General features: G+C 70.6%; 21 protein-coding genes and 2 pseudogenes. 8 read left to right on the top strand and 15 right to left on the bottom strand.

The features are described from left to right. Nucleotides 1-82 precede the first annotated feature (82 nt). Entirely contained in the window at nucleotides 83-406 is a 324-nt protein-coding gene (locus tag ACFZBB_RS31405; protein ID WP_391129564.1) for a tectonin domain-containing protein, read from the top strand. A 361-nt stretch (nucleotides 407-767) separates the two neighbouring features. Here the strand turns inward: ACFZBB_RS31405 and ACFZBB_RS31410 are convergent, their stop codons facing one another. From ACFZBB_RS31410 to ACFZBB_RS31430, 5 genes are all read right to left on the bottom strand, one after another. Next, complete coding sequence (locus ACFZBB_RS31410) at nucleotides 768-995, bottom strand: hypothetical protein (protein WP_391129567.1); 228 nt, start codon at nucleotides 993-995, stop codon at nucleotides 768-770. A gap of 102 nt (nucleotides 996-1,097) precedes the next feature. Beyond that, on the bottom strand, nucleotides 1,098-1,544 hold the full coding sequence (locus tag ACFZBB_RS31415; RefSeq protein ID WP_391129570.1) for a TnsA-like heteromeric transposase endonuclease subunit: 447 nt from the start codon (nucleotides 1,542-1,544) through the stop codon (nucleotides 1,098-1,100). A 475-nt stretch (nucleotides 1,545-2,019) separates the two neighbouring features. After that, a complete protein-coding gene (locus ACFZBB_RS31420; protein WP_391129573.1) occupies nucleotides 2,020-2,379 on the bottom strand; it encodes a hypothetical protein in 360 nt (119 codons plus the stop codon). Between the two features lie 261 nt (nucleotides 2,380-2,640). Beyond that, entirely contained in the window at nucleotides 2,641-3,300 is a 660-nt protein-coding gene (locus ACFZBB_RS31425) for a hypothetical protein (RefSeq protein ID WP_391129576.1), read from the bottom strand. Nucleotides 3,301-3,332: 32 nt separating this feature from the next. Then, on the bottom strand, nucleotides 3,333-3,710 hold the full coding sequence (locus ACFZBB_RS31430) for a hypothetical protein (RefSeq protein WP_391129579.1): 378 nt from the start codon (nucleotides 3,708-3,710) through the stop codon (nucleotides 3,333-3,335). A gap of 214 nt (nucleotides 3,711-3,924) precedes the next feature. Between ACFZBB_RS31430 and ACFZBB_RS31435 the strand changes: the two genes are divergently transcribed. Next, entirely contained in the window at nucleotides 3,925-4,278 is a 354-nt protein-coding gene (locus ACFZBB_RS31435) for a hypothetical protein (protein WP_391129582.1), read from the top strand. Nucleotides 4,279-4,296: 18 nt separating this feature from the next. Here the strand turns inward: ACFZBB_RS31435 and istB are convergent. From istB to ACFZBB_RS31470, 7 genes and pseudogenes are all read right to left on the bottom strand, one after another. Continuing rightward, nucleotides 4,297-5,066, bottom strand: a pseudogene (istB, locus tag ACFZBB_RS31440) (IS21-like element helper ATPase IstB). Further along, nucleotides 5,063-6,090 (bottom strand): annotated as a pseudogene (gene istA / locus ACFZBB_RS31445) (IS21 family transposase); the annotation flags it as partial. The pseudogenes istB and istA, both read right to left, overlap by 4 nt. Further along, entirely contained in the window at nucleotides 6,075-7,124 is a 1,050-nt protein-coding gene (locus ACFZBB_RS31450; protein WP_391129585.1) for an AAA family ATPase, read from the bottom strand. The gene ACFZBB_RS31450 and the pseudogene istA, both read right to left, overlap by 16 nt. Next, nucleotides 7,121-8,083, bottom strand: a complete 963-nt coding sequence (locus ACFZBB_RS31455) for a Mu transposase C-terminal domain-containing protein (RefSeq protein WP_391129588.1) — start codon at nucleotides 8,081-8,083, stop codon at nucleotides 7,121-7,123. The genes ACFZBB_RS31450 and ACFZBB_RS31455 overlap by 4 nt, the downstream gene beginning before the upstream one ends. Before the next feature lie 582 nt (nucleotides 8,084-8,665). Beyond that, nucleotides 8,666-9,631, bottom strand: coding sequence for a pirin family protein (locus ACFZBB_RS31460; protein ID WP_391129591.1), 966 nt, complete (start codon nucleotides 9,629-9,631; stop codon nucleotides 8,666-8,668). Between the two features lie 120 nt (nucleotides 9,632-9,751). Continuing rightward, nucleotides 9,752-9,943, bottom strand: a complete 192-nt coding sequence (locus ACFZBB_RS31465) for a hypothetical protein (protein ID WP_188283824.1) — start codon at nucleotides 9,941-9,943, stop codon at nucleotides 9,752-9,754. Between the two features lie 69 nt (nucleotides 9,944-10,012). After that, the gene (locus ACFZBB_RS31470) at nucleotides 10,013-11,893 is read right to left on the bottom strand and encodes an acyclic terpene utilization AtuA family protein (protein ID WP_391129841.1); all 1,881 of its coding nucleotides are present in this window, start codon (nucleotides 11,891-11,893) and stop codon (nucleotides 10,013-10,015) included. Between the two features lie 168 nt (nucleotides 11,894-12,061). Between ACFZBB_RS31470 and ACFZBB_RS31475 the strand changes: the two genes are divergently transcribed. The 3 genes from ACFZBB_RS31475 (at nucleotide 12,062) to ACFZBB_RS31485 (ending at nucleotide 13,902) form a co-directional block, all read left to right on the top strand. Further along, nucleotides 12,062-12,604 carry an NUDIX domain-containing protein gene (locus ACFZBB_RS31475; protein WP_391129594.1) on the top strand — a complete coding sequence of 181 codons (543 nt, stop codon included), beginning with the start codon at nucleotides 12,062-12,064 and terminating at the stop codon, nucleotides 12,602-12,604. A 513-nt stretch (nucleotides 12,605-13,117) separates the two neighbouring features. Further along, the gene (locus ACFZBB_RS31480) at nucleotides 13,118-13,546 is read left to right on the top strand and encodes a DUF202 domain-containing protein (protein ID WP_391129597.1); all 429 of its coding nucleotides are present in this window, start codon (nucleotides 13,118-13,120) and stop codon (nucleotides 13,544-13,546) included. Next, the gene (locus ACFZBB_RS31485; protein WP_391129600.1) at nucleotides 13,543-13,902 is read left to right on the top strand and encodes a DUF202 domain-containing protein; all 360 of its coding nucleotides are present in this window, start codon (nucleotides 13,543-13,545) and stop codon (nucleotides 13,900-13,902) included. The genes ACFZBB_RS31480 and ACFZBB_RS31485 overlap by 4 nt, the downstream gene beginning before the upstream one ends. Before the next feature lie 59 nt (nucleotides 13,903-13,961). On the opposite strand, the gene ACFZBB_RS31490 is transcribed toward ACFZBB_RS31485, so the two are convergent. Continuing rightward, nucleotides 13,962-14,846, bottom strand: a complete 885-nt coding sequence (locus ACFZBB_RS31490; protein WP_391129603.1) for a hypothetical protein — start codon at nucleotides 14,844-14,846, stop codon at nucleotides 13,962-13,964. A gap of 44 nt (nucleotides 14,847-14,890) precedes the next feature. After that, entirely contained in the window at nucleotides 14,891-15,610 is a 720-nt protein-coding gene (locus tag ACFZBB_RS31495) for an FCD domain-containing protein (protein ID WP_391129606.1), read from the bottom strand. Between the two features lie 114 nt (nucleotides 15,611-15,724). Here ACFZBB_RS31495 and ACFZBB_RS31500 point away from each other — a divergent pair, with 114 nt between their 5' ends. Together ACFZBB_RS31500 and ACFZBB_RS31505 are read left to right on the top strand one after the other, a co-directional pair. Further along, on the top strand, nucleotides 15,725-16,243 hold the full coding sequence (locus tag ACFZBB_RS31500) for a gluconokinase, GntK/IdnK-type (RefSeq protein ID WP_391129608.1): 519 nt from the start codon (nucleotides 15,725-15,727) through the stop codon (nucleotides 16,241-16,243). A gap of 74 nt (nucleotides 16,244-16,317) precedes the next feature. Then, a complete protein-coding gene (locus tag ACFZBB_RS31505; RefSeq protein WP_391129611.1) occupies nucleotides 16,318-17,712 on the top strand; it encodes a gluconate:H+ symporter in 1,395 nt (464 codons plus the stop codon). A 63-nt stretch (nucleotides 17,713-17,775) separates the two neighbouring features. Here the strand turns inward: ACFZBB_RS31505 and ACFZBB_RS31510 are convergent, their stop codons facing one another. After that, on the bottom strand, nucleotides 17,776-19,083 hold the full coding sequence (locus tag ACFZBB_RS31510) for an enolase C-terminal domain-like protein (RefSeq protein ID WP_391129614.1): 1,308 nt from the start codon (nucleotides 19,081-19,083) through the stop codon (nucleotides 17,776-17,778). A gap of 175 nt (nucleotides 19,084-19,258) precedes the next feature. Here ACFZBB_RS31510 and ACFZBB_RS31515 point away from each other — a divergent pair, with 175 nt between their 5' ends. After that, nucleotides 19,259-20,338: a phosphotransferase gene (locus ACFZBB_RS31515; RefSeq protein WP_391129617.1), complete on the top strand. Its 1,080-nt coding sequence runs from the start codon at nucleotides 19,259-19,261 to the stop codon at nucleotides 20,336-20,338.

Here is a 20,338-nt window from a genome sequence, read left to right on the forward strand (position 1 = left end):
CCCTCCGCGCGAAGTCCACGCCGAGTATGAGAAGTTGCGAATCGCCGCGTGAAATAAACGGTCAGAAGCCTGTCCGGAAAACGTGAGGCCCCTCAACGGCACCGTGTGGGGGGTCAACGGCGGCAACCAGGTCTTCCGGTACACCGGCGACCAGGACAGCGCGAACCCGTGGAAGAGCGTCAACGGCAGCCTCAAGCGCATCGCGGTCGGCTCGCGGACCAACGTGTGGGGCGTCGACCCCGGCGGCAGCATCTACAAGTACACCAACAACGACGCCAGCGGCGGCAACCCGTGGGTCAAGATCCCCGGCACGGCCATCGACATCGCCGCCGGTGCCGACGGCACGGTGTGGCACATCAACAGCGGCGCAGAGATCTACCGTTACACCGGCGACCAGCCGATCTGATCCCCGCACTGCACTGGGCGCGGCCCTGGCGAGGTGCCGACCTCGCCAGGGCCGCGGAAACGCGCCGTGACACCGCAGCAGATCCCGCGACGTCCGGGCCGGGCAGCCACGCCTCGACAGCGCGGCCCGGGGTGATGCCGCTCCCGGCGGCGGTCACCCGGGCCCGGCGCCCGCGCAGATCCCGTGCCCCCGGTCCAGGCCACCCACGCCGTGCCGCTGACGCGCAGCCGCACCTGTGCGCCCGGCCACTGGCCCGTGGACAGCAGGACGGCCCCGGCCAGACGGGCGCGCGCCTGGAGGCGCCGCGCGATCCTGTCCGGGACGGGCCCGAGGTCCCCGAGCAGCACCACCGCCGTCCCGGTCAGTGCTGCGGTGACGACCGCTTCCCACCGGCCGCCCGGCCGGTCCACCCACGGGCCGTGGGCCACATCCAGCCCGGCGTCGGCAGCCGCGAGAGCGCCCAGGGCGGGCAGACCGACCGCCGCCACGGGACGGCACCGGCGACCGCACCGGCGGCCAGCGCCAGGAGCAGCGGGCTGTCCCCGCCGGTCGTGACCGCCGTGCCCGCGGGCAGCCCGCCGGGCAGCAACGGGCGCAGCGTTGTCCCGTCTCAAATGATCTGGTCTGCGGGTGGGGCTGTGACCTGCGGCGACCAGACCAAGTGAGACGCCAGGCGGCCGAGAATCTCAGGTCACGGTCGGCCCCCGGACGTCAGGTGCACCAGGGTGCCGGTGCCCAGCGGGGCCAACGTCAGGTCCGGCGTCAGTTCGTGCCGCCAGAGTGGGTGGTAGAGCACCGGCAGCACGGCCAGTCGGTCCCCGACCTGCTCGACCCCGGAGAGCAGGGGCAACGGGTCGGCGAAGATCTCGCTCAGCCGGTCAACTACCGGCGCGCGATAGCGGCGGCGGTGTCGGTAGCGGGCCAGCCAGCGCAGGTTCGCCCGGTAGGGCTGGTGCAGGTCGCCGACGTGGCGGAACTGCCAGCCCACTTCCTCGCAGACCCGCGCGGTGAACGCGAAGACCTCGGCTGTGGCCTCATCGACCAGGTTTTCAGGTCGCACGTCGACAACGACACCTGTGCCGTCCAGCAACCGGGCGAAGTAGTCCGGGGTATGCCCGCGCTCCCGCTCCCCGTCCATCCAGGCAAGCGGAAGGGCTGGGAGGCCAGCGCGACGACAGCGGGATGGAAATCCAGCGCCATCGCCGCGTCCCTCTCCACCCAGGACTCATACCCCACGTGGGTCCGCGAGGTCGCCGCCCAGTACTCGCCGGTGAAGTTCTCCTGCCCCTTGAACGAGGCGAACGGCCGCACCGGCAAGGCCAGTTCGAAGGGCTCTGCCCACCAGCACGCCAACGGACCGGAACTCTCGACGCCGTCCGTGTCGACGAACCCGACGTCAACGCCCGAGGCGTACTCCCAGGCGGAGGCCACCACTGCGGACCCGTCCACCAACACCTCCGCCCTGCCGGGATCGTCCCGTCACTGCGAGGGTGGAGCACCCTGCGGACCACCGTGGCCAAGAGCCGGATACCGTCACGGGAAAGGGTGACAATCCGTCTCAAACAATCTGGTCGACGCAGGCCAGGGGAGTTCTGATAGCTTCCGGGCCATCGTCAGGGCCGGAGTTGCCGTGCCTGCGGGTCGAAGCAGTTGAGGCCCATCGACGAAGCAACCCCCGCCGCGTAGGCAGACGCCTCCACCGCCATGCTCCAGCGCATGGGGAAGTAGATCAGCGGGCCGCGGGCCTCCCTGATCAGCGGACCGGTCGACCAAGGCGAGATGTCGTCCTCGTCCTCGGTGAGATCCGGCCACCGTTCCAAGAGTGCGGAGACGAAGGCTGCTATTCGCTCCACCGGGGGAACCGCCGGCTCCTTCGTGCCGATGTATCGGTCGTACAGATCGGTGAAGCACAGGGCCGCAGCGGCGTCATCCGCCGGCCGCTCGCCCTCCCACACAGCAAGGTCGTAGCTCATGGGCGCAGCCTGCCACCCTTCACCGACAGCAGTGTCCTGTCTCATCGAGCACGTCATCTGGATGCTCCCTGACCTGCGCGGTGTCAGGTCTGGGTGAGACTCGGGTCGAGGCCGGGAAACCATGAGGTCGAGACCGGATCCGAAGGGATCGGATGTCTCATGGATCATGGCAGGTGTGCGGGCTCTGAGCTGTGGTGCGTCAGTTCGGCTGAGACGCCATCGGTGTAATTCTCACCGAGCATGGCAGTTTCTGGGTGCGGTTCAACTCCAGTAGGTGTCGCTGGCCGCTGTCTCCTCCCATGTTTGGAGCTTGAGCTGCTGCCTGCAGGAGGTGGTGGCTTTGCTCGCCCAGTTCCGGAAGGCCTCGGAGTCCTCTGCCAGGGCGTGCAGCTGCCGGGCGGACTCCTGAGCTTGGACCATCCAAGGCGCGAAGGCGTCCTCGCCCAGGACCTGGTCCAGGCGTCGCCGAGCGGTGGAGATGTCACCGGTCAGTCCGGCGGCGATCCCGGCGTGGTAGTTGTCCCAGAAGTAGCCGGGGCGAGTTTTCTGCGAGTTCAGGAAGTCGGCGGCGGACGGCAGGTCAAGGAACCTGTCCCGGTTTTCCAACACCAGGCCGGCGGCTCGCCGCGCGAGGTTTTGCGCGTCGAGGGCGAACTGGGTGGGGTTCACGAACCGCTCGAATCCGGGCTCGCGGCCGCCGACGTCGAATGCCAGATGATCTCTGTCCTGCCACAACCACATCACGCCGACGTTCAGATAGCTGCCTTCGTTCCGGCCGGGCTGGAACTCGACGATGCCCAGCCACCATCCGTGGTCGTCGATCCAGGTTCGCGACCTTCCGCGCTGCTGGAGACCGAGGGGCCGGAGTGCCTCGCGGGCTGCTGCCGTGACCAGGCGGGGGGCGGTGGGTGTGGCTGCCATGCTTCATTGTCCGCTGTCTTGTCGTGCGTGCTCTATCCGGGCTGGTCCGCGGTGAGGCCAGGCGGAAGGAATTGAGCTTCGATCGCCAGGCGGCGTGCGGCTTCGGTATGCAGGTCGTCGCGCTCGCGCCAGTGAGGCGAGGCGAACAGGCCGGTCAGGACAACGGTTTCGGGGTAGGTGGCGAGTTCGATGCGGCCCTCGGTGGGGCGGTGGGGGTCTCCGTAGGCGTCCTCGGCGATGGTGTCCAGGCGTCGGGTCCAGCGCTGCCGGAGAGCGAGCGCCTCAGACGCTCGGAACCAGTTCGCTGTGATCGTGCGGGCGCGCAGGTAGTCCAGGGCGATGAACGGGGCCTTGCGGCGGCAGACGAGTCGGCGGTGCCGCAAGTCGGCTTGGAGTATCTCGGGGAGCACGTCCAAGTGGTGCTGGTCGCCACCGTGGAGTCAGCGCTGGTGCCGCAGGCAGACCCCTTCGTGGTGCGGGGTGCTGCGGACGACCAGCCCGTGAATGCCACGACGGGCCATGCTGTCGGCGTACGTGTCTATGACCTCAGCCAAGTACAGATGAACGTCCCCGGCTTCGGGGACGCAGGGACTGGTACTTCGTGCTGCTGCGATCATGTTGTTCGTGGATGAGATGTCTGAGGTCCTGCGACGGGAGTTCGATGCTGAGGAGGGGAGCTTCCTGCTACGGCTCCGCGGCGATCTGGTCTGGGACCGGGCAGCGTTCACGCGTCTGGAGCGGGCGATGCGGGCTGCCTGCGAGCACTGGCAGTCGAGCGAGAAGCTGGATCGGTGGCTCGTAGAAGGCTTTCACGAGGTCGCGACGTGGGTGCCATCCTGGACGTCGCATCCGAACTTCCCGAGGCCGGTTCCAGAGACGTATTACGAGGATTGCATCGAGCGTCTCGGTGATCTCGCCAATTGGTTCTTCCGAGGTTGGCACGACTATGCTGAAGGTCGTCTCTGGACCGATCTGTGAGGCTTTCATTCTCGGTGTTCAGGCCACGTCGGACTCTCGCTCGATGGCCTTGAGGCGGTTCTTGAGGCGGTAGCTGGGGCCGTTGATGGAGATTACTTCACAGTGGTGGAGGAGCCGGTCGAGGATCGCGGTGGCCAGCACCTCGTCGCCGAAGACCTGTCCCCACTCACCGAAGGTCTTGTTCGAGGTCAGGATGATCGAGCCCTTTTCGTAGCGCTTCGAGATGACCTGGAAGACCAGGTTCGCCTCGGCTCGCTCCAGAGGCTGGTAGCCGACCTCGTCCACGACAAGGACACTCGGCCGCAGGTAGGTGCCGAGCTTGTTGACGAGTCGTCCGGCTGTCTCGGCGGCCTTGAGGTTGCGGACCATGTCGTCGAGGCTGGTGAAGTAGATCGAGTAGCCAGCCCGGCATGCCGCGACCGCCAAGGCCACGGCGATATGGGTCTTGCCGACCCGGGCGGCCCCAGCAGGGCCGCGTTCGCCTTGGACTCGACGAAGGACAGGGTGGCGAGGTCCTTGACCTTGCGCGGGTCGAGTTCCGGCTGGAAGGAAAAGTCGTACTCATCCAGCGTCTTGTGGTGCGGCAGCCGAGAAAGCCGCAGTCCCTGACGGAAGCGCCGGTCGTCACGAACTGCCAGTTCCTCGGACAGAACCAGGTCGAGAAAGTCCTGGTATCCCATTTTGCCTTCGTCTGCCCGGCGGGTGAACTCGTTGATCGTCTCCGCCAGGTGGGTCAGGCCGAGCTTGGCGGCCGTGGTGCGGATGCGGGTGCCGGTCAGCTCGCTCAAGATGTTTCCTTGCTCTGGGAACGGGTGCTGAAGGGGCGGGTGCCAGTCAGCTCGTCATAGACCGACAGCGGTCTGCGGCCGACCTCGATCCGGGTGGCTGCGGCCCGGTTCAGCAGGGCTTGCAGCGGGCCGGTCTCCTCTCCGAGAGGCCGCTCAAGGCGGGGCCGTGAGGGAACGTCGCCGGTGGTCGTCCGGCGTCCCTTGCCAGTGGGCAGACCGTCCCAGTGCCTCTCCTCGACGACACGCATGCCTCTCCCGACCGCCCGCGGATGCATGGCCAGCAGCGTCCCACCGCTGACATCGGGAACGGTCGAATGCAGCATGACCTGCGACTTCGTAGCCCTGATCTCCACCAGCTGACGCGGGCGGACCTTGCGGGCGGGCACCGAGTAGAGGTTTCCGCCGAAGGCGACCAAGCAGTCCTTCCCGACCGGCCGCAGGTGCCGCTCTGCCACCAGATAGGGGGTGGGCGGCAGGGCTTTGAGGGCCGCATGGTCGCGGGCCGCCCGCTCGCCGATCACCTCTCGGTGCGTCTTGTGGATCTGCGCGCGTCGGTGCGGCACCCAGGCGGCAAACGCCGCGTCCATCTCCTCGATGGAGGAGAAGGCCCGGCCGGACAGGACGTGATCGCGGACGATGAGAACTTGCCGTTCGACGCGGCCTTTGCCGGTGGGCCGGTAGGCGGCCAGCACGTCGATGTCGAAGTCATAGTGGCCGGCGAAGCCGACCGCTTCTGGATGCAGCGGAACTGCCTCACCCGGGGCGACATGTCGGCGGACAACTGTTTTGGTGCGGTCGTAGACGGCAGTCATCGGCACCCCGCCGAAATGCGCGAACGCACGCCGGTGGAGTCGAAGAATGTCTGCAGGTCCTGGCTGGTGGTGAAGCAACAGAACGGGTCGCGGGAGTACGACAGCGTCATGTGGAAGGAGTAGACCTTCGCGACGCCCATGTGAGCGAGGATCTTGCCCTCGTCGCCCCAGTCGACTTGGGCCTGGGCGCCGGGGATTACCTCCGTGCTTCGCGTGTGCGGCGTTGGCGGGCGCGGGGGACGTTCTGCTGTTCGGCGCTCTCGTCGAGGTCGACGGCTTCCAAACCGGTGCGGGTGATCTTCTCGGTGCCGTCCAGGATGGCGTCCAGGGCGGCCTCGCGGACCAGGTGGGACAGGCTGCCAATCATTCCCGCGGTGCGGTCGTGCAGGTAGGGGGCGAGCCGGAGGAGGGTGCCCGGGCGGTGTGCGTGCAGCCGCAGTGCGTTCTCCAAGGTGGCGACCAGGGCCTGCCAGGCCGTCTGCTCCTGCGGGGTCTTGTGGCGGAAGGAGCTGGTGGGGATGAGGCTGTAGCGGCTGGCGATCTGCCCTCCGCGTCGCCCTGCGAACAGGCCGGTGCCCTCGATGTCCACCCCGGCCAGCACGAACGTGGCGGGGATGCGCTCGGACAGGTACTTGATCTGGTCCGATGCCTCGGCGCCGATCCTGGTCTGGATGTCGAGATTGTGCAGCTCGTCGATGAGGACGAGTCGGCAGCCCAGGGTGCAGACCAGGTCGCAGACCCTGTTGGTGACCTCGACCTGGCTGAACCGGGACGGCAGCGGCAGTCCGATGAACCGGGCGAACTCGATGGCGAGCATTTTGGGTGTGGCGGCCGGCGGGACGGTGACGTAGAGGACCGGCAGGGCCCGGGGCGGGAGCGTGCCGCGCCGTCGGGTCAACTGCTCGTAGTTCTTGCCCAGTTGGGTGATGGCGGTGGTCTTGCCGGTGCCCGCGGGACCGGAGACGATCAGTCCGCGGCGGGCCGAGTGCTGGTGCCGGTTGAGCAGGATGCGCTTGCGCCCGGTGGCGGCGACGTGTCGGATGGTGGGCGTCGAGACGATCACCAACTGGGCGTGGTAGTCCTCCCGGGCCATGTCGTAGTCCGCGCGCTCGGTCTCGGATAGCCGCTGCAGGGCGGCGGGCGGCAGCACGAGCGGCGGTGCGGGCATCTCGTTGACGAAGGCGCCCCAGCCCTCCTTCGTCGTCAGCGGATGGTCGACCTCCTCCACCTCCGGCGGATGCGTCATGCGCGGCTCCCGTCGGTGAAGGCGTCGAACACCCCGAACGGGACGACCTCGCCGAGGACCGCCTCCGGCACCGACTCGGCACCGGGGGCCGACGGCGCTTCGATGCCCGGTCGGATGGGCAACGCGCTGGCCGCCCGGGTGCGGGCAGCGACCTTGCGGTCCGGTCCGGTTCCGGCGCGGGTCAGCAGGTCCTCGACCACGGCCGCGATGGCCCGCTCGTCGGTGTCGTCCGCGCCGCGGGTGGCCAGCAGCGAGCGAGCGTGGCGCCAGGTGAAATCAGCGAACGGCGCGGAGACAGTGCCCAGCCGGGTCCACGGGACGGTGATCCATCCGCCCGCCCTGGTGTCGCGGACCCAGACGTGCGACAGGTCGTAGGGGTCGTAGTGGACTTCCCAGAGGTCGCCCTTGAGCGGGATGCCTGAGGGCTGGCGGCGGTATGACCCCAACTCGCGGCAGTCGTAGGTGCGGTAGTCCATCACGATCCCGTAGTCGTTGATCCTCCGCCATTCCACGGGCAGCAGTTCAATGTAGTCCTCGCCGGTCAGGCAGACCGGCAGGTGCCCGGCGCGGGCCACCAGGAGCGCATAGACCTCGTTCGGCGACAGAGCCTTGTTCGGCAGAAACGGACTGCGCAGGCCGTCGTGGGGTCGGCTCTGCCAGCAGGCGATCAACCATTCCTCGAACAGCTCGGCCAACTCCCGCAGAGTCCAGACGGCTTCGACGTGCTGGCCGCGCTGGGTGACGTTGGAGCCGACATAGCCGGCGACGTGCTGGCAGAACAGCGTGTTGATCGAGGAGAACGTCCGCTCGACGACGCCCTTGTCGGTCGGGGTGGCCGGGCGGGCAGGCTGGACCGAGATGCCCAGGGTGCGGCAGGCAGCGGTGAAGGTGTCGGAGATGAAGACCTTGCCGTGATCGATCACGATGGTGTCCGGGACGATGACCGGCTCGCGCAGCACGGCGGGAGGCAGGCGCCCGTAGTTGGGGTAGCGGGTGGCTGGTGAGGAAGGCGAAGAGTAGGAGGAACGCCGAAGAGCCGGACAACGGAGCCCCGCCCGGGGCTAAATCCTGGACGGAGCAATCAAGTTGACGCCTAAAGCGGCGACATCTACCCGGAATCGGATGGCACCCCCGGCACGGGCGTGGACACCCCCATCGTCACGCACCCCAGCCGGGCCGCTCTGTGGGCGGTGGCCAGGGAGCCGCTGCGGTAGCGGGCCACGACGGTGCTGCGAGTGGGGCGGCGATGACACGGTCACGTATGACGAACCTGATGCGGGACCGACGACGCCATTACAAGAATCCGGCGCATGGCACGTGTGCCCCCGCGGCAACATATGATGCTTCGTCAGTAGAGTCAGCGATTGGTCAGCATCAGTCCTGCCTCACCTGGTTATGGCCTGTCACAGATTGGACTCCTGGTCGAGCGCCGAGCGAGCTGGCATGAACGTTGACGGCCTCGACGGCAAAAGCTCAAGGAACACCAATCGCTGAAGGCGAACGGCACTCGAACGAACGACGCCAAGTGTGAAAATCACAGGTCAGCGCGCACGTCCTCGCGGCTTCAGAGGAGTTGGAGGGAGGACAGGAGCCGTCAGACGCTCGCCGTCGTAGCCGTGGACGTCGCCGAAGCGGGTCGCGGACTGCCAGGCGGTGCGGGCGTCGGTGATCTCCTCGCTGGTGCGGGCGACGAAGTTCCACCACATGATGATGCGTTCGGCGAAGGGCTCGCCGCCCAGCAGCATGAGGGAGGCGGGGGTGTCGGCGCGCAGGGGGAGTTCGCGGCGGCCGCAGCCGAGGTAGAGCAGGGAGCCGGGGGTGAGGGGGACGCCGTCGACGTGGGATTCGCCGGACATGGTGAGGACGGCGTACTCGAAGTCGGGGTCGAGCGGGAGCCGGGCGTCGGTACCGGCGGCGAGGGTGAGGTCGGCGCCGACGAGCGGGGTGTGGATCGTGCCGGGCGAGGCAGCGCCGTCGAGGTCGCCGAGGATGACGGTGGCGTGGAGTCCGCCGCCGGTGACCTCGGGGAGTACGCGGTGGTGCTCGAAGGAGGGCGCGGTGTCGCGGGTGGCGTCGGGCAGGGCGACCCAGAGCTGGGCGCCGTGCAGGTAGCGGGCGTGGTCGCGCGGTGATTCCTCGGAGTGGGCGATGGCCCGGCCCGAGGTCATCAGGCCCAGCTCCCGGGGGCGTACCGTCTGGAGGCTGCCGAGGCTGTCGCGGTGCAGCACCTCGCCGTCGTGCAGCCAGCTCACGGTCTGCAAGCCCATGTGCGGATGGGGCGGCACCTGCATGCCGGGCTCGTCGGCGATGTCGTCGGGCCCGTAATGGTCAACAAAGCACCAAGCGCCGACCATGCGCCGTCCGAGGTTGGGGAGCAGCCGCCGCACCTCGGTGCTCTCGCCGAGCTGGACGGTGCGGCCGGCGAGCAGGTCGCGGACCGGTGCGGCGGAGACGTCGGCGCGCCCGCCGCAGCGGGTGGCGGCGGGCGTCGTGTCGAGATTGCTCATGGTGCCGATCATGCCGCGCGCGACCGCCCGAAGCGAGGAGGGGACCGGGCGGTCGCGCGGGTCAGGGGGTCCGTCGGCCCCGGGCGGCAGGAACCCCGAGGCCAGGGGCCGGGCGAGCGGTTACCGGGCGGGCGGCGCGGAGTGGGCGGGGTGGATGCCGTGCACGAGGTCGCGGGCCTCGCTGACGTACATCTCCCGGTCGCCGAGCGTCAGGCCGGGGAAGTAGTCCTTGAGCCTGGTCACGACCTGCTGCTCCGACTCATGGCACTCACGCAGCAGAAAGATCGCCTTGCGCAGGATGTCGCCGTCCATGGGGACCGCCCTTCACTACCCCCGCGGGCCCGTCGCCCTCGGACGATTCCCATCATGACTGCGCGAATGTCACCTCTTGGGCAACGGCGTGTACTGGCTCTGCAAAAGATCCACCAGCTTTTCCGGCACGTCCGCGAGGCATCCCCGAAGCCGCTCCCCCAGCGCCTTGGCCTGCGGATCCGCCCTGGTGGAAGCCGCGACGCCGTCACCGAGCAGCCCGTGCACGACGAAGTTCACCGCGCGCAGATTCGGCAGTTCCCAGCGGCTCACCGGCAGCGGCGCGGTCTCCGGCAGCAGGGCCCGCAGCCGGGGTACGTCCAGATACGCGCGCAGCCACGCGTACCCCTCGTCGTCCCGCGCCCACAGCCCGACGTTCGCGTCGCCGCCCTTGTCCCCCGAGCGCGCCCCGACGACGGTCCCGAGCGGCAGCCGTACCGTCCGGCCGAAGGGCTCGGGCGGCCCGGTCCGCGCCTGGCGCGGCGCGGGTCCGGTGACCGGCGACACCAGCGGCGGCGGTACGGGACCGGAGTCGGGCACCGGACCCGGCCGTCCCTCGCGGAGGTCGGTGGCGCCGCGCGGCGGGCGCTGTACGGGCAGCCGGGTGCCGTCGGCGAGCACGGTCACGGCGGTGACCTCGTCGGCGGCCACCAGCGCGGGCCAGTACACGCCGTACTCGGTGGGGCGCGGCGAGGCGTGCTCCAGGTAGAGCCCGGGGTAGCCGGCCAGCGCGGAGCCCGCGACGTCGGTGAAGAAACCGCGGCCGACGGTGTCGAGGTCCGGGTCCTTGACCGTGAGCGTCAACCGGTCGGCCTCGCCGCCGTGTTCGCGCCGCAGGTCGTACGCGGCAAAGCGGCCCGGCCCGCCGGTCGCGTCGCGCAGGGTGGCCTCGGCGAAGTCCGCCTTCGCGTCGAGGTCGAGGCCGGTGAGCACGAAGGTCGCGGAATTGCGGTAGCCGCCGCGGTGGTTGAGGCAGACCTTGAGGGTGTCGGGCGCGGGCTCGCCCGCGACCGGGCCGACGGAGACCCGGTCGGGACCCTGCTGGATGAGCCGGACGGTGTCGAAGCGGGCCACCACGTCGGTGTTGAGGTAGCCGGGTCCGCCGATCTCGTACAGGAGTTGGGCGGTGACGGTGCCGATGGTGACGGCGCCGCCGGTGCCGGGGTGCTTGGTGATGACGCTGGAGCCGTCGGCGTGGATCTCGGCGATCGGGAAGCCGGGGTGCACCGGGTCGGGGATCTCGGTGAAGAAGGAGTAGTTGCCGCCGGTGGCCTGGGTACCGCACTCGATGATGTGGCCCGCGGTGACGGCGCCCGCCAACCGGTCCCAGTCGTCGAGCGCCCACTCGAAGGCCCAGGCGGCGGGCCCGACGACCAGCGAGGCGTCGGTGACCCGGCCGCAGATCACCACGTCGGCGCCGCCGCGCAGCGCCTGCGCGATGCCCCAGCCGCCGAGGTACGCGTTGGCGGTGACCGGCTCGACGCCGGAGCCGGCCAGCGGGCGGCCGGTGGCCAGGTGCGCGAAGTCGTGGCCGCGGGACTGGAGTTCGGGCAGCCGGTCCAGCAGGTCGTCGCCCTCGACGTACGCCACGGACGGGTGCAGGTCGCCGACCGCGGCCAACTCGGCGAGTTTGGCGGCCAGTCCCGCCGGGTTGAGGCCGCCCGCGTTGACGACGATCTTGATGCCGCGCTCCAGGCAGGTTCCGAGCACGTCGCGCATCTGGGCGAGGAAGGAGACCGCGTAGCCGCCGTCCGGGTCGCGCTGCCGCGCCTTCCACAGCAGCAGCATGGTCAGTTCGGCCAGGTAGTCGCCGGTGAGGACGTCGATGGGGCCGCCCTCGACCATCTCGCGGGCGGCCGACAGCCGGTCACCGTAGTAGCCGGAGCAGTTCGCGATCCGCAGCGGCGCCCCGCGCTCCCGCTGCGCCTGCGGTGCCCGCCGGTCCTGTCGCATCTGGGGCGCCTGCGGTACCCGGGGCGCCTGGTGTGCCGTCATCCCACACTCCCGTCACTCCCCCGTCTCACCGAACCGGGACGATCATCTTGCCGGTGTCCGCGCTGCGCAAGACCACCAGGGGGCGCGCCCGGGGCAGGTCCGGCGGCCGGTGGTTGAATCGGCTCCATGAACGAGCCCACACCGCGACCCCCGCTGTCCGCCGACGAGATCATCGACATCGTGGACGAGCACGACCGGGTCGTCGGCAGGTCGCCGCGCGGCGAGGCGTACGCCAAGGGCCTGCGGCACCGCTGCGTCTTCATCCTGGCCAGGGACGCCGAGGACCGGATCTTCGTGCACCGCCGCACCGCGGAGAAGCTGGTCTTCCCCTCCCTCTACGACATGTTCGTCGGCGGTGTCGTCGGCGCGGGCGAGTCCTACGAGGAGGCGGCGCTGCGCGAGGCGGAGGAGGAGCTGGGGGTGAGCGGACTGCCGCGCCCCGAGCCGCTGTTCAGATTCCTCTACGAGGACGGCCCGCGGACGTGGTGGTCGTCGGTCTACCAGGTGCGGTGCACGCTCCCGGTCGCACCGCAGGCCGAGGAGGTGGCGTGGCACACCTTCCTCACCGAGGAGGAGCTGGCCGCCAGGCTCACCGAGTGGGAGTGGGTGCCGGACGGTCTCGACGGCTACCGCAGGCTGCTCGACTGGCGTGCGACGCACGGGAGTTGACCGTTCGACGGCTCAACTCGCCACCAGCAGACCGGCGATGACCGAGGCGCAGGTGGCGGCGACCGAGGCCGCGTACGGCAACGGGCCCCGCAGCCGCGGCGGCGGCCAGCGACCACGCGTATGGGGAGTTCCCGGTGCTGCCGATGCTCGGGGCTCGGGGCTCGGGGAGCGGGGCCCGGGGTTCGGGGAGCGGGGCCCGGGGCCCGGGGAGCGGGGAGCGGGGCCCGGGGTTCGGGAAGCGGGGCCGGGCGGGCGGGGCGGACCTGGCCGGGACGAGCGCGACCGAATGAGCGCGTCGGCCGACCGTCCGAACGGCGGAAGGAGGAAGTCCTCCGATGCCGCTCGCTGACATCGCGCCGCCGCAGGACGGTGGCGGCGGCTCCGCAGGCATGTGGTGATCGCCGTGGTCGGTGTGGTGCTGCTGGCCGCGGTGCTCGCCCTGATCATCGCGGCGGTCTCCCGCCGGAAGTGACCGCCCGCGCCCGCTTGCGACCTGGTCGTTAGTGTGGACGCGTGAGCGCTTTCGCCCAGGAGCTGCCCGCGCGGCTGCGTGCCGCGCGGGATGCCGTACGTCTGTGGTTCGCCCCCGCCCGCGTGCGGGACGAGGGCACGACCCCCGACTACCGCTTCTCGCTGGCCAACGAGCGGACCTTCCTCGCCTGGATCCGCACCGCGCTCGCCCTGATCGGCGGCGGTTTCGCCGTCGACCAGTTCCTCACCGACCACCTCGCGCACTGGGTACGGGTGTCGCTGGCGCTCGTCCTGCTGGCCGGTGGCGTCGCCTGCACGCTGCGCGCGGTCAACCACTGGGCCCGCTGCGAACGCGCCATGCGCCGCGGCGCCGACCTGCCCGTCTCCCGCTTCCCCGCGCTGCTCGCCGTCGCCATCGCGATGATCGCCGTCGCGATGGTGTGCGTGGTGCTCTTCGGCTGGGCCGGATGAGCCACGACCGCCAGGACGGCGGGCCGTCGGGAGTCGGCAGCCGACCCGGTGACGACCGGGACCCGGGACTCCAGCCGGAACGAACGCGGCTGGCGTGGCGGCGTACGACGCTGTCCTGCGCGGTGACGGCCGTGCTGGCCGGGCGGCAGGTGCTGCACCACGACGGCGGGGCGCTCCCCGCGGTGGCCATCGGTCTGACCGCGCTCGCGTTCCTGGCCTTCCTCCGGCTGGCGCACCGCAGGATTCAGCAGCTCGGCGGCGCGCCGCACCCGGCGGTGATGGCGCCGGGCGCCGCCGTGGCCGTGGTGGGCTGCACGGTGGCGCTCGCGGTGTTCGGCGCGGCGCTGGTGTGGTGAGGCGCGCCCTCGTCTGGTGAGGCGCGCCCTGCTGTGGTGAGGCGCGCCCGCCGCGCCCTTCAGCGTCGTCGCAGCACGCTCACCAGCGCCCGGACCTCCCGGTCGGCGAAGCCCGGCTCGCCCGCGACGGTCCGCACGAGTCCGTCCCGCACGGTACGGCTCCGGCCGGCCTCCACCAGCGCCAGCGACTCGGCCAGCGCCTGCGGGAGTGCCTGGTGGTACCAGGGTGTGTCCGCGTCCTCGTCGAACCAGCGGCTGGGCGGAAAGGTGCCGTTGAGCTTGGGCTGCGCATTGCCGTACCAGCCCCATTCGGGCCAGGGCAGCGACACGTTGACCACGTGTCCCGCGGGCAGCGTCCGCACCCAGCGGGCGGAATCGGGCGACTGCTGCCAGCGGTCGGCGTTCGGGCCGCTCTTGCCGCGGGGCGTCACCCCGACATAGCGCAGCTTGCGGCGGATCACCGACCAGGGTTCGCGGCTCTCGGCGATCCACGCGGCCAACTCGCGGTGGAGCGCGTCGAAGGTGGAGCCGCTGTGGACCACGTCGACCACGGCCAGCGGGCGCTTGCGGCGGGCCAGGGCACGCGGTTCGAGGCCCGCCGCGGCCATGTGCTCGCGCAAGCGCTCCCGCTGGGGTTGCGGGAGGCGGGCGGACCGGCGGATCGACAGGGGGAGCCGCAGCAGTCCGCCAGGGCGGTCCGCGTGTTCCAGAGCGCCGGTGAGCAGGTCGTACATGCTGTCCAGCGAGCGGCCGACGAAGCGGAGGTCGGCGGCGCGGGAGCGGGCCAGTACCTTGCCCGTGCACTGCGTGAGCGCCGGAAGGTGCCACAGCCGTACGGGTTCGGAGGCGTCCGCGAGCGTGCCGAGGCGGTCCGGCGGGCGGCCCTCGTACGAGGACAGCGCCCAGCGGAAGGGCTGCGGCGGGGCGGGCTGACGAGCGGTCACGCGTACCAGTGCAGCACTGCCGGGCCGTGCGGGTAAACGGATTTTCAGGGCGCCAGGATGTCCAGCTCGTGGAGGGCGCCCACGCAGATCTCACGCATCAGGTCCTCGGCGGCGGCGGCTTCGCGGGAGCGGATCGCCTCGGCGACGCGGACGTGGAGGGTGACGGCGGCGGGGTCGGGCTCGGCGAACATCACGTGGTGTTCGGTGCGGCCGGTGAGGACTTCGGCGACGACGTCCCCGAGGCGGGCGAACATCTCGTTGCCCGAGGCGTCGAGGACGACGCGGTGGAAGGCGACGTCGTGCACGAGGTACGCGTCGAGGTCGGCGGCGCGGGCGGCGGCGGCCATCTCGGCGGCCAGCACGGTGAGTTCGCGGCACTGGGCGGGATCGGCGGCGGTCGCGGCGAGCCCCGCGGCGACCGGTTCGACGGCGGTGCGCAGGGTGGTGAGGGAGCGCAGTTGGCGGGGGCGGTCGGCGCCGGCCAGGCGCCAGCGGATGACGGCCGGGTCGAAGACGTTCCACTCCTGGCTGCGCAGCACGGTGACGCCGACGCGGCGGCGGGACTCCACGAGGTGCATCGCCTCCAGCACCCGGACCGCCTCGCGGACGACGGTGCGCGAGACGCCGTAGCGCGATTCCAGTTCGTCGATGCGCAGAACCGTCCCTGGCGGGTAGTCGCCCGAGGCGATGGCGGGGCCGAGTTCGGCCAGCACGCGGGCGTGCAGACCCCCGGCGTCGTCCCGCGGTGCTTCCTGCTGAGGCATGAGGACAGCTTATGCGGCAGCACAGTCATGTGACTTTTACATCACAGACTCTTGAATAAGTAGTACCTATGGCGTTGAGTGTCCCCGACCGCTTGCACAAGGAGGTTCGAGCGCATGACCAGCTCCCCGCGCCCACCGCACTCCCCCGTCGTCGTCGTGATGGGGGTCTCCGGTTCGGGCAAGTCGACCGTCGGCGGCCTGCTGGCGGATCGGCTGGGCGTCCCGTACGCCGAGGCCGACGACTTCCACCCGGCGGCCAACATCGCCAAGATGTCGGCCGGTCACCCACTGGACGACGCCGACCGGGCGCCCTGGCTGGACGCCATCGGCGCGTGGATCGCGCAACGCGAGGGCAAGGGCGGGGTGGTGAGCTGTTCCGCCCTGCGCCGCCGCTACCGCGACCACCTGCGTCAGAGCGCGCCCGACCTGTTCTTCCTGCACCTGGACGGGCCCCCGGAGCTGATCGCCTCCCGGCTGGCCGCGCGGATGCAGCACTTCATGCCGTCCGAGTTGCTGCGCTCGCAATTCGCGACGCTGGAGCCGCTGGAGCCGGACGAGGCGGGCGCGGTCGTGACGATCGAGGGCGGCCCGCGGGAGATCGCGGACCGCGCGCTCGCCGCCGTACCCCGCTGACGTCGCCGGACTGACCCGCCCCACCCGTTCGAACCCCCTCCCCCCTGTCCCCGTCCTTCCCCCTGGAGTCCTCCGTGTCCGCACTCAGCGTGGAGCTGCTGGCCGCCGATCCGTCCCCGATCACCGACGCGGGCAACACCCGCCTGGCACTGGCCGCCCTGGCCGGTATCGCCGTCATCGTGCTGCTGATCACCCGCTGGAAGGTGCACGCCTTCCTCGCCCTGACCATCGGCTCCGGTGTGCTCGGCTCGGTCGCGGGCGCGCCGCTGGCCAAGACCATCACCAGTTTCTCGACCGGCCTCGGCTCGACCGTGGCGAGCGTCGGCACCCTGATCGCGCTCGGCGCGATACTCGGCAAGCTGCTCGCCGACTCCGGCGGCGCGGACCAGATCGTCGACACGATCCTGGCCCGTACCAGCGAGAAACGGCTGCCGTGGGCGATGGCCCTGATCGCGGGTCTGGTCGGCCTGCCGCTCTTCTTCGAGATCGGCATCGTGATCCTCATCCCGGTGGTGCTGCTGGTCGCCAAGCGCAGCGGCCAGTCGCTGATCCGGCTGGGCATCCCGGCGCTGGCCGGTCTGTCGGTGATGCACGGTCTGGTGCCGCCGCACCCCGGCCCGCTGGCCGCGATCGGCGCCATCCACGCCGACATGGGCATCACGCTCGCGCTCGGCGTCCTGGTCGCGATACCCACGCTCGCCATCGCGGGTCCGCTCTTCGGCCGGGTGGCCGCGGGCTGGGTGGACGTGACGCCGCCGGAGCGGATGACGCCCGCGCGCGCCTCCGACGACCTGGAGCGGCGGCCGAGCTTCGCCGCGACGACCTGCACGATGCTGCTGCCGGTGGTGCTGATGCTCGCCAAGGCCCTGGTCGACGTGATCGTGGACGACCAGAGCAGCCTGACGTACCGGATCTTCGACGTCATCGGTACGCCGCTGGTGGCGCTGCTGGCCGCGGTGATCGTGGCGATGTTCACCCTCGGGCGGGCCGCGGGCTTCACCAAGGACCGCATCTCCTCGACCGTGGACGCCTCGCTCGGCCCGATCGCGGGCATCCTGCTGATCGTCGGCGCGGGCGGCGGCTTCAAGCAGACCCTGATCGACTGCGGGGTCGGTCAGATGATCCTCGACTGGTCCAAGAGCTGGCACATCTCGGCGCTGCTGCTCGCCTGGCTGATCGCGGTGCTGATCCGGGTCGCGACCGGTTCCGCGACGGTGGCGATCATCTCGGCCGCCGGTCTCGTCGCGCCGCTCGCCGAGGGCATGTCGTCCTCGCACACCGCGCTGCTGGTGCTGTCGGTGGGCGCCGGTTCGCTGTTCTTCTCGCACGTCAACGACGCCGGATTCTGGCTGGTGAAGGAGTACTTCGGGATGGACGTCCCGCAGACCCTCAAGACCTGGTCGGTGATGGAGACGGTGATCTCGGTGGTGGCGCTGGGCTTCGTCATGCTGCTGTCGCTGGTGCTGTGAGGCGCTGACGTCGTGACACGTGTGGGGCGGCGGGCCGTAGGGTCCGCCGCCCCACACGTGTGTTCACCAGCGCGGCACGGGCGGCGTCCGCCAGTCCGGGTCCGCCTTGCGCATCGCGGCGGCGTCGTCGCGGTCGCGCATGGCGCCGTCGTCGTCGAGCCAGCGCTGGTGCAGCGCCTTGAGCGCGTCCTGGTCGAGTTCGACGCCGAGGCCGGGGAGGTCGCTGACGGCGAGGCGGCCGTCCTCGAAGACATGGCGGCGGGTGATGACGTCCTCGGTCTGCCACGGGTAGTGCGAGTCGCAGGCGTAGTCGAGGTTGGGCACGGTGGCCGCGACATGGGTCATGGCGGCGAGGCTGATGCCGAGGTGGGTGTTGGAGTGCATGGACAGGCCCACGCCGAACGTGCGGCAGATCGCGGCGAGTTGCTGCGTATTGCGCAGGCCGCCCCAGTAGTGGTGGTCGGAGAGCACGACCTGGACGGCGCCGCGCGTGAAGGCGTCCCGGATCTCGGCGAAGGTCGTCACGCACATGTTGGTCGCGAGCGGCACCTGCGTGCCGCTGGCGACCTGGGCCATGCGGTCGGTGGTGCTGGCCGGGTCCTCCAGGTACTCCAGCACCTCGGCCAACTCGCGGGCCACGTACAGCGAGGTCTCCACCGACCAGGCGCCGTTGGGGTCGAGGCGCAGCGGCCGGCCGGGGAAGGCGGCGGCCAGGGCGCGTACGGCGGCGATCTCCTCGTCGGGCGGGAAGACACCGCCCTTGAGCTTGAAGGAGCCGAAGCCGTACGTGTCGGCGAAGCGGCGGGCCTGGGCGACGACGCCTTCCGGATCGAGGGCGGGACCCCAGTCGTCGGCCTCGCCCTGCCCCTCGGGGTGGGCGGCGAGCCGGTAGAAGAGGTAGGCGCTGTAGTCGACGGCGTCGCGGACCTTGCCGCCGAGCAGCGCGTGCACCGGCAGGCCGAGGTGCTTGCCGAGGGCGTCGAGGCAGGCCACCTCGAAGCCGGAGATGACCGACAGCCGCAGCTTGTCGGCGGTCTGCACACCGCGCAGCCCGCCGACGTCGACGGAGTCGGAGACGTCGGCGGGGTCGCCGCAGACCTCTTCCGCGAGGGTGAACAGCCCGTTCAGATCGCTGACCGTGTGGCCGGGCAGCGCGCGGGCCAGGGGCGCGGCGAGGTCGAGATAGCGGGTGTCGCCGTAGGTCTCGCCCGCCCCGGCCGTACCGTCGGCGGTGACGACCTCGATGATGAGGCGGGGCGTGTAGGGCTGGTGGACACCCTGGGTGTTGAGCAGCGGCGGATCGGCGATGAGGATGGGGGTCAGCCGCACCTCGGTGATCACGAGGTCGGCGGAGCGATCTGCTGTCTGCATATGTGAATTACGTTCACCCATAAGTCCAGAGCGTAGGTGCGGTGACCACGGCCGTCAATGCGGCCTCCCGAGCGCGGATGTGACGAACGGGACGCGACGGGGAGAGCGAAGAGCTGGACGACATACCGACTGGTCGGTACGATTTCTGAAGCCACGACGGTGACGAGGAGACGGCATGAGCGATACCGATAACCCCCCGGGTCTCGATCTGGGCCGGCTGCGCGCCCATCTCGACCGGGAGCGGCCGGGGCTGGTCGGCGGCGACCTGCGCGGCAAGCTCATCGAGGGCGGCCGGTCCAACCTCACGTACTGGGTCACCGACGGCGGCAGCGAATGGGTCGTCCGCAGACCGCCCCTCGGGCACGTCCTGGCGACCGCGCACGACATGACGCGCGAGCACCGGGTGATCAGCGCGCTCGCCGCCACCCCGGTGCCGGTGCCCGGCACGGTGCTGCTGTGCGAGGACGGCGAGGTGATCGGCGCGCCGTTCTACGTCATGGAATTCGTCGAGGGCACCCCCTTCCGCACCGAGAGCCAGCTCAGGGAGCTCGGCGCCGAGCGGACCCGCGAGGTCGTGCTCGCACTGGTCGACACGCTGGTCGACCTGCACGCGGTGGACCCGGCGGCGGTCGGACTCGGCGACTTCGGCCGCCCCGAGGGCTATCTGGAACGGCAGTTGCGCCGCTGGGGCAAGCAACTCGACGCCTCCCGCAGCCGTGAACTGCCCGGCATCGACGCGCTGCACGCCGCGCTCGGCGCGGCGCTGCCCGACTCCCCCGGCGGCGCCGTCATCCACGGCGACTACAAGCTGGACAACGTCCTGGTGGACACCGCCGACCGGCTCACCGCCGTCCTGGACTGGGAGATGTCCACCCTCGGCGACCCGCTCACCGACCTCGGGCTGCTGCTGGTCTACAGCGAGCCGCAGGTCGCCTCCGACTTCCCCATCCAGGCGGCGGGCGGCGCGCCGGGCCACCCCTCGGAGGCGGAACTCCTCCAGCGGTACGCCGAGCGGTCCGGCCGCGACGTGTCGACCGTCGACTGGTACACGGCCTTCGCCTGCTACAAGCTCGCCGTCATCTCCGAGGGCATCCACTACCGCTACACCCTCGGGCAGACGATCGGCGCCGGTTTCGACCGGATCGGCGGCATCGTCCCCCACTTCGTCGAACGCGGCCTCGACCGGCTCCGGCGGCACGCCGAGCGGCAGGCCCGGCCGCGCCCCTCGCAGGACTCCCCCCGGAAGGAAGGCTGA

Source organism: Streptomyces sp. NPDC008139 (assembly GCF_042957025.1).
GTDB lineage: Bacteria > Actinomycetota > Actinomycetes > Streptomycetales > Streptomycetaceae > Actinacidiphila.

What these genes read in the sequence shown, in the direction of transcription:
- ACFZBB_RS31500 (WP_391129608.1), top strand. Translation starts at nt 15,725, where the DNA reads ATGACCAGCTCCCCGCGCCCACCGCACTCCCCCGTCGTCGTCGTGATG.
- ACFZBB_RS31460 (WP_391129591.1), bottom strand. Translation starts at nt 9,631, where the DNA reads ATGAGCAATCTCGACACGACGCCCGCCGCCACCCGCTGCGGCGGGCGC.
- ACFZBB_RS31450 (WP_391129585.1), bottom strand. Translation starts at nt 7,124, where the DNA reads ATGACGCATCCGCCGGAGGTGGAGGAGGTCGACCATCCGCTGACGACG.
- ACFZBB_RS31475 (WP_391129594.1), top strand. Translation starts at nt 12,062, where the DNA reads ATGAACGAGCCCACACCGCGACCCCCGCTGTCCGCCGACGAGATCATC.
- ACFZBB_RS31495 (WP_391129606.1), bottom strand. Translation starts at nt 15,610, where the DNA reads ATGCCTCAGCAGGAAGCACCGCGGGACGACGCCGGGGGTCTGCACGCC.
- ACFZBB_RS31515 (WP_391129617.1), top strand. Translation starts at nt 19,259, where the DNA reads ATGAGCGATACCGATAACCCCCCGGGTCTCGATCTGGGCCGGCTGCGC.
- ACFZBB_RS31415 (WP_391129570.1), bottom strand. Translation starts at nt 1,544, where the DNA reads ATGGACGGGGAGCGGGAGCGCGGGCATACCCCGGACTACTTCGCCCGG.
- ACFZBB_RS31420 (WP_391129573.1), bottom strand. Translation starts at nt 2,379, where the DNA reads ATGAGCTACGACCTTGCTGTGTGGGAGGGCGAGCGGCCGGCGGATGAC.
- ACFZBB_RS31510 (WP_391129614.1), bottom strand. Translation starts at nt 19,083, where the DNA reads ATGCAGACAGCAGATCGCTCCGCCGACCTCGTGATCACCGAGGTGCGG.
- ACFZBB_RS31470 (WP_391129841.1), bottom strand. Translation starts at nt 11,893, where the DNA reads ATGCGACAGGACCGGCGGGCACCGCAGGCGCAGCGGGAGCGCGGGGCG.
- ACFZBB_RS31485 (WP_391129600.1), top strand. Translation starts at nt 13,543, where the DNA reads ATGAGCCACGACCGCCAGGACGGCGGGCCGTCGGGAGTCGGCAGCCGA.
- ACFZBB_RS31465 (WP_188283824.1), bottom strand. Translation starts at nt 9,943, where the DNA reads ATGGACGGCGACATCCTGCGCAAGGCGATCTTTCTGCTGCGTGAGTGC.
- ACFZBB_RS31425 (WP_391129576.1), bottom strand. Translation starts at nt 3,300, where the DNA reads ATGGCAGCCACACCCACCGCCCCCCGCCTGGTCACGGCAGCAGCCCGC.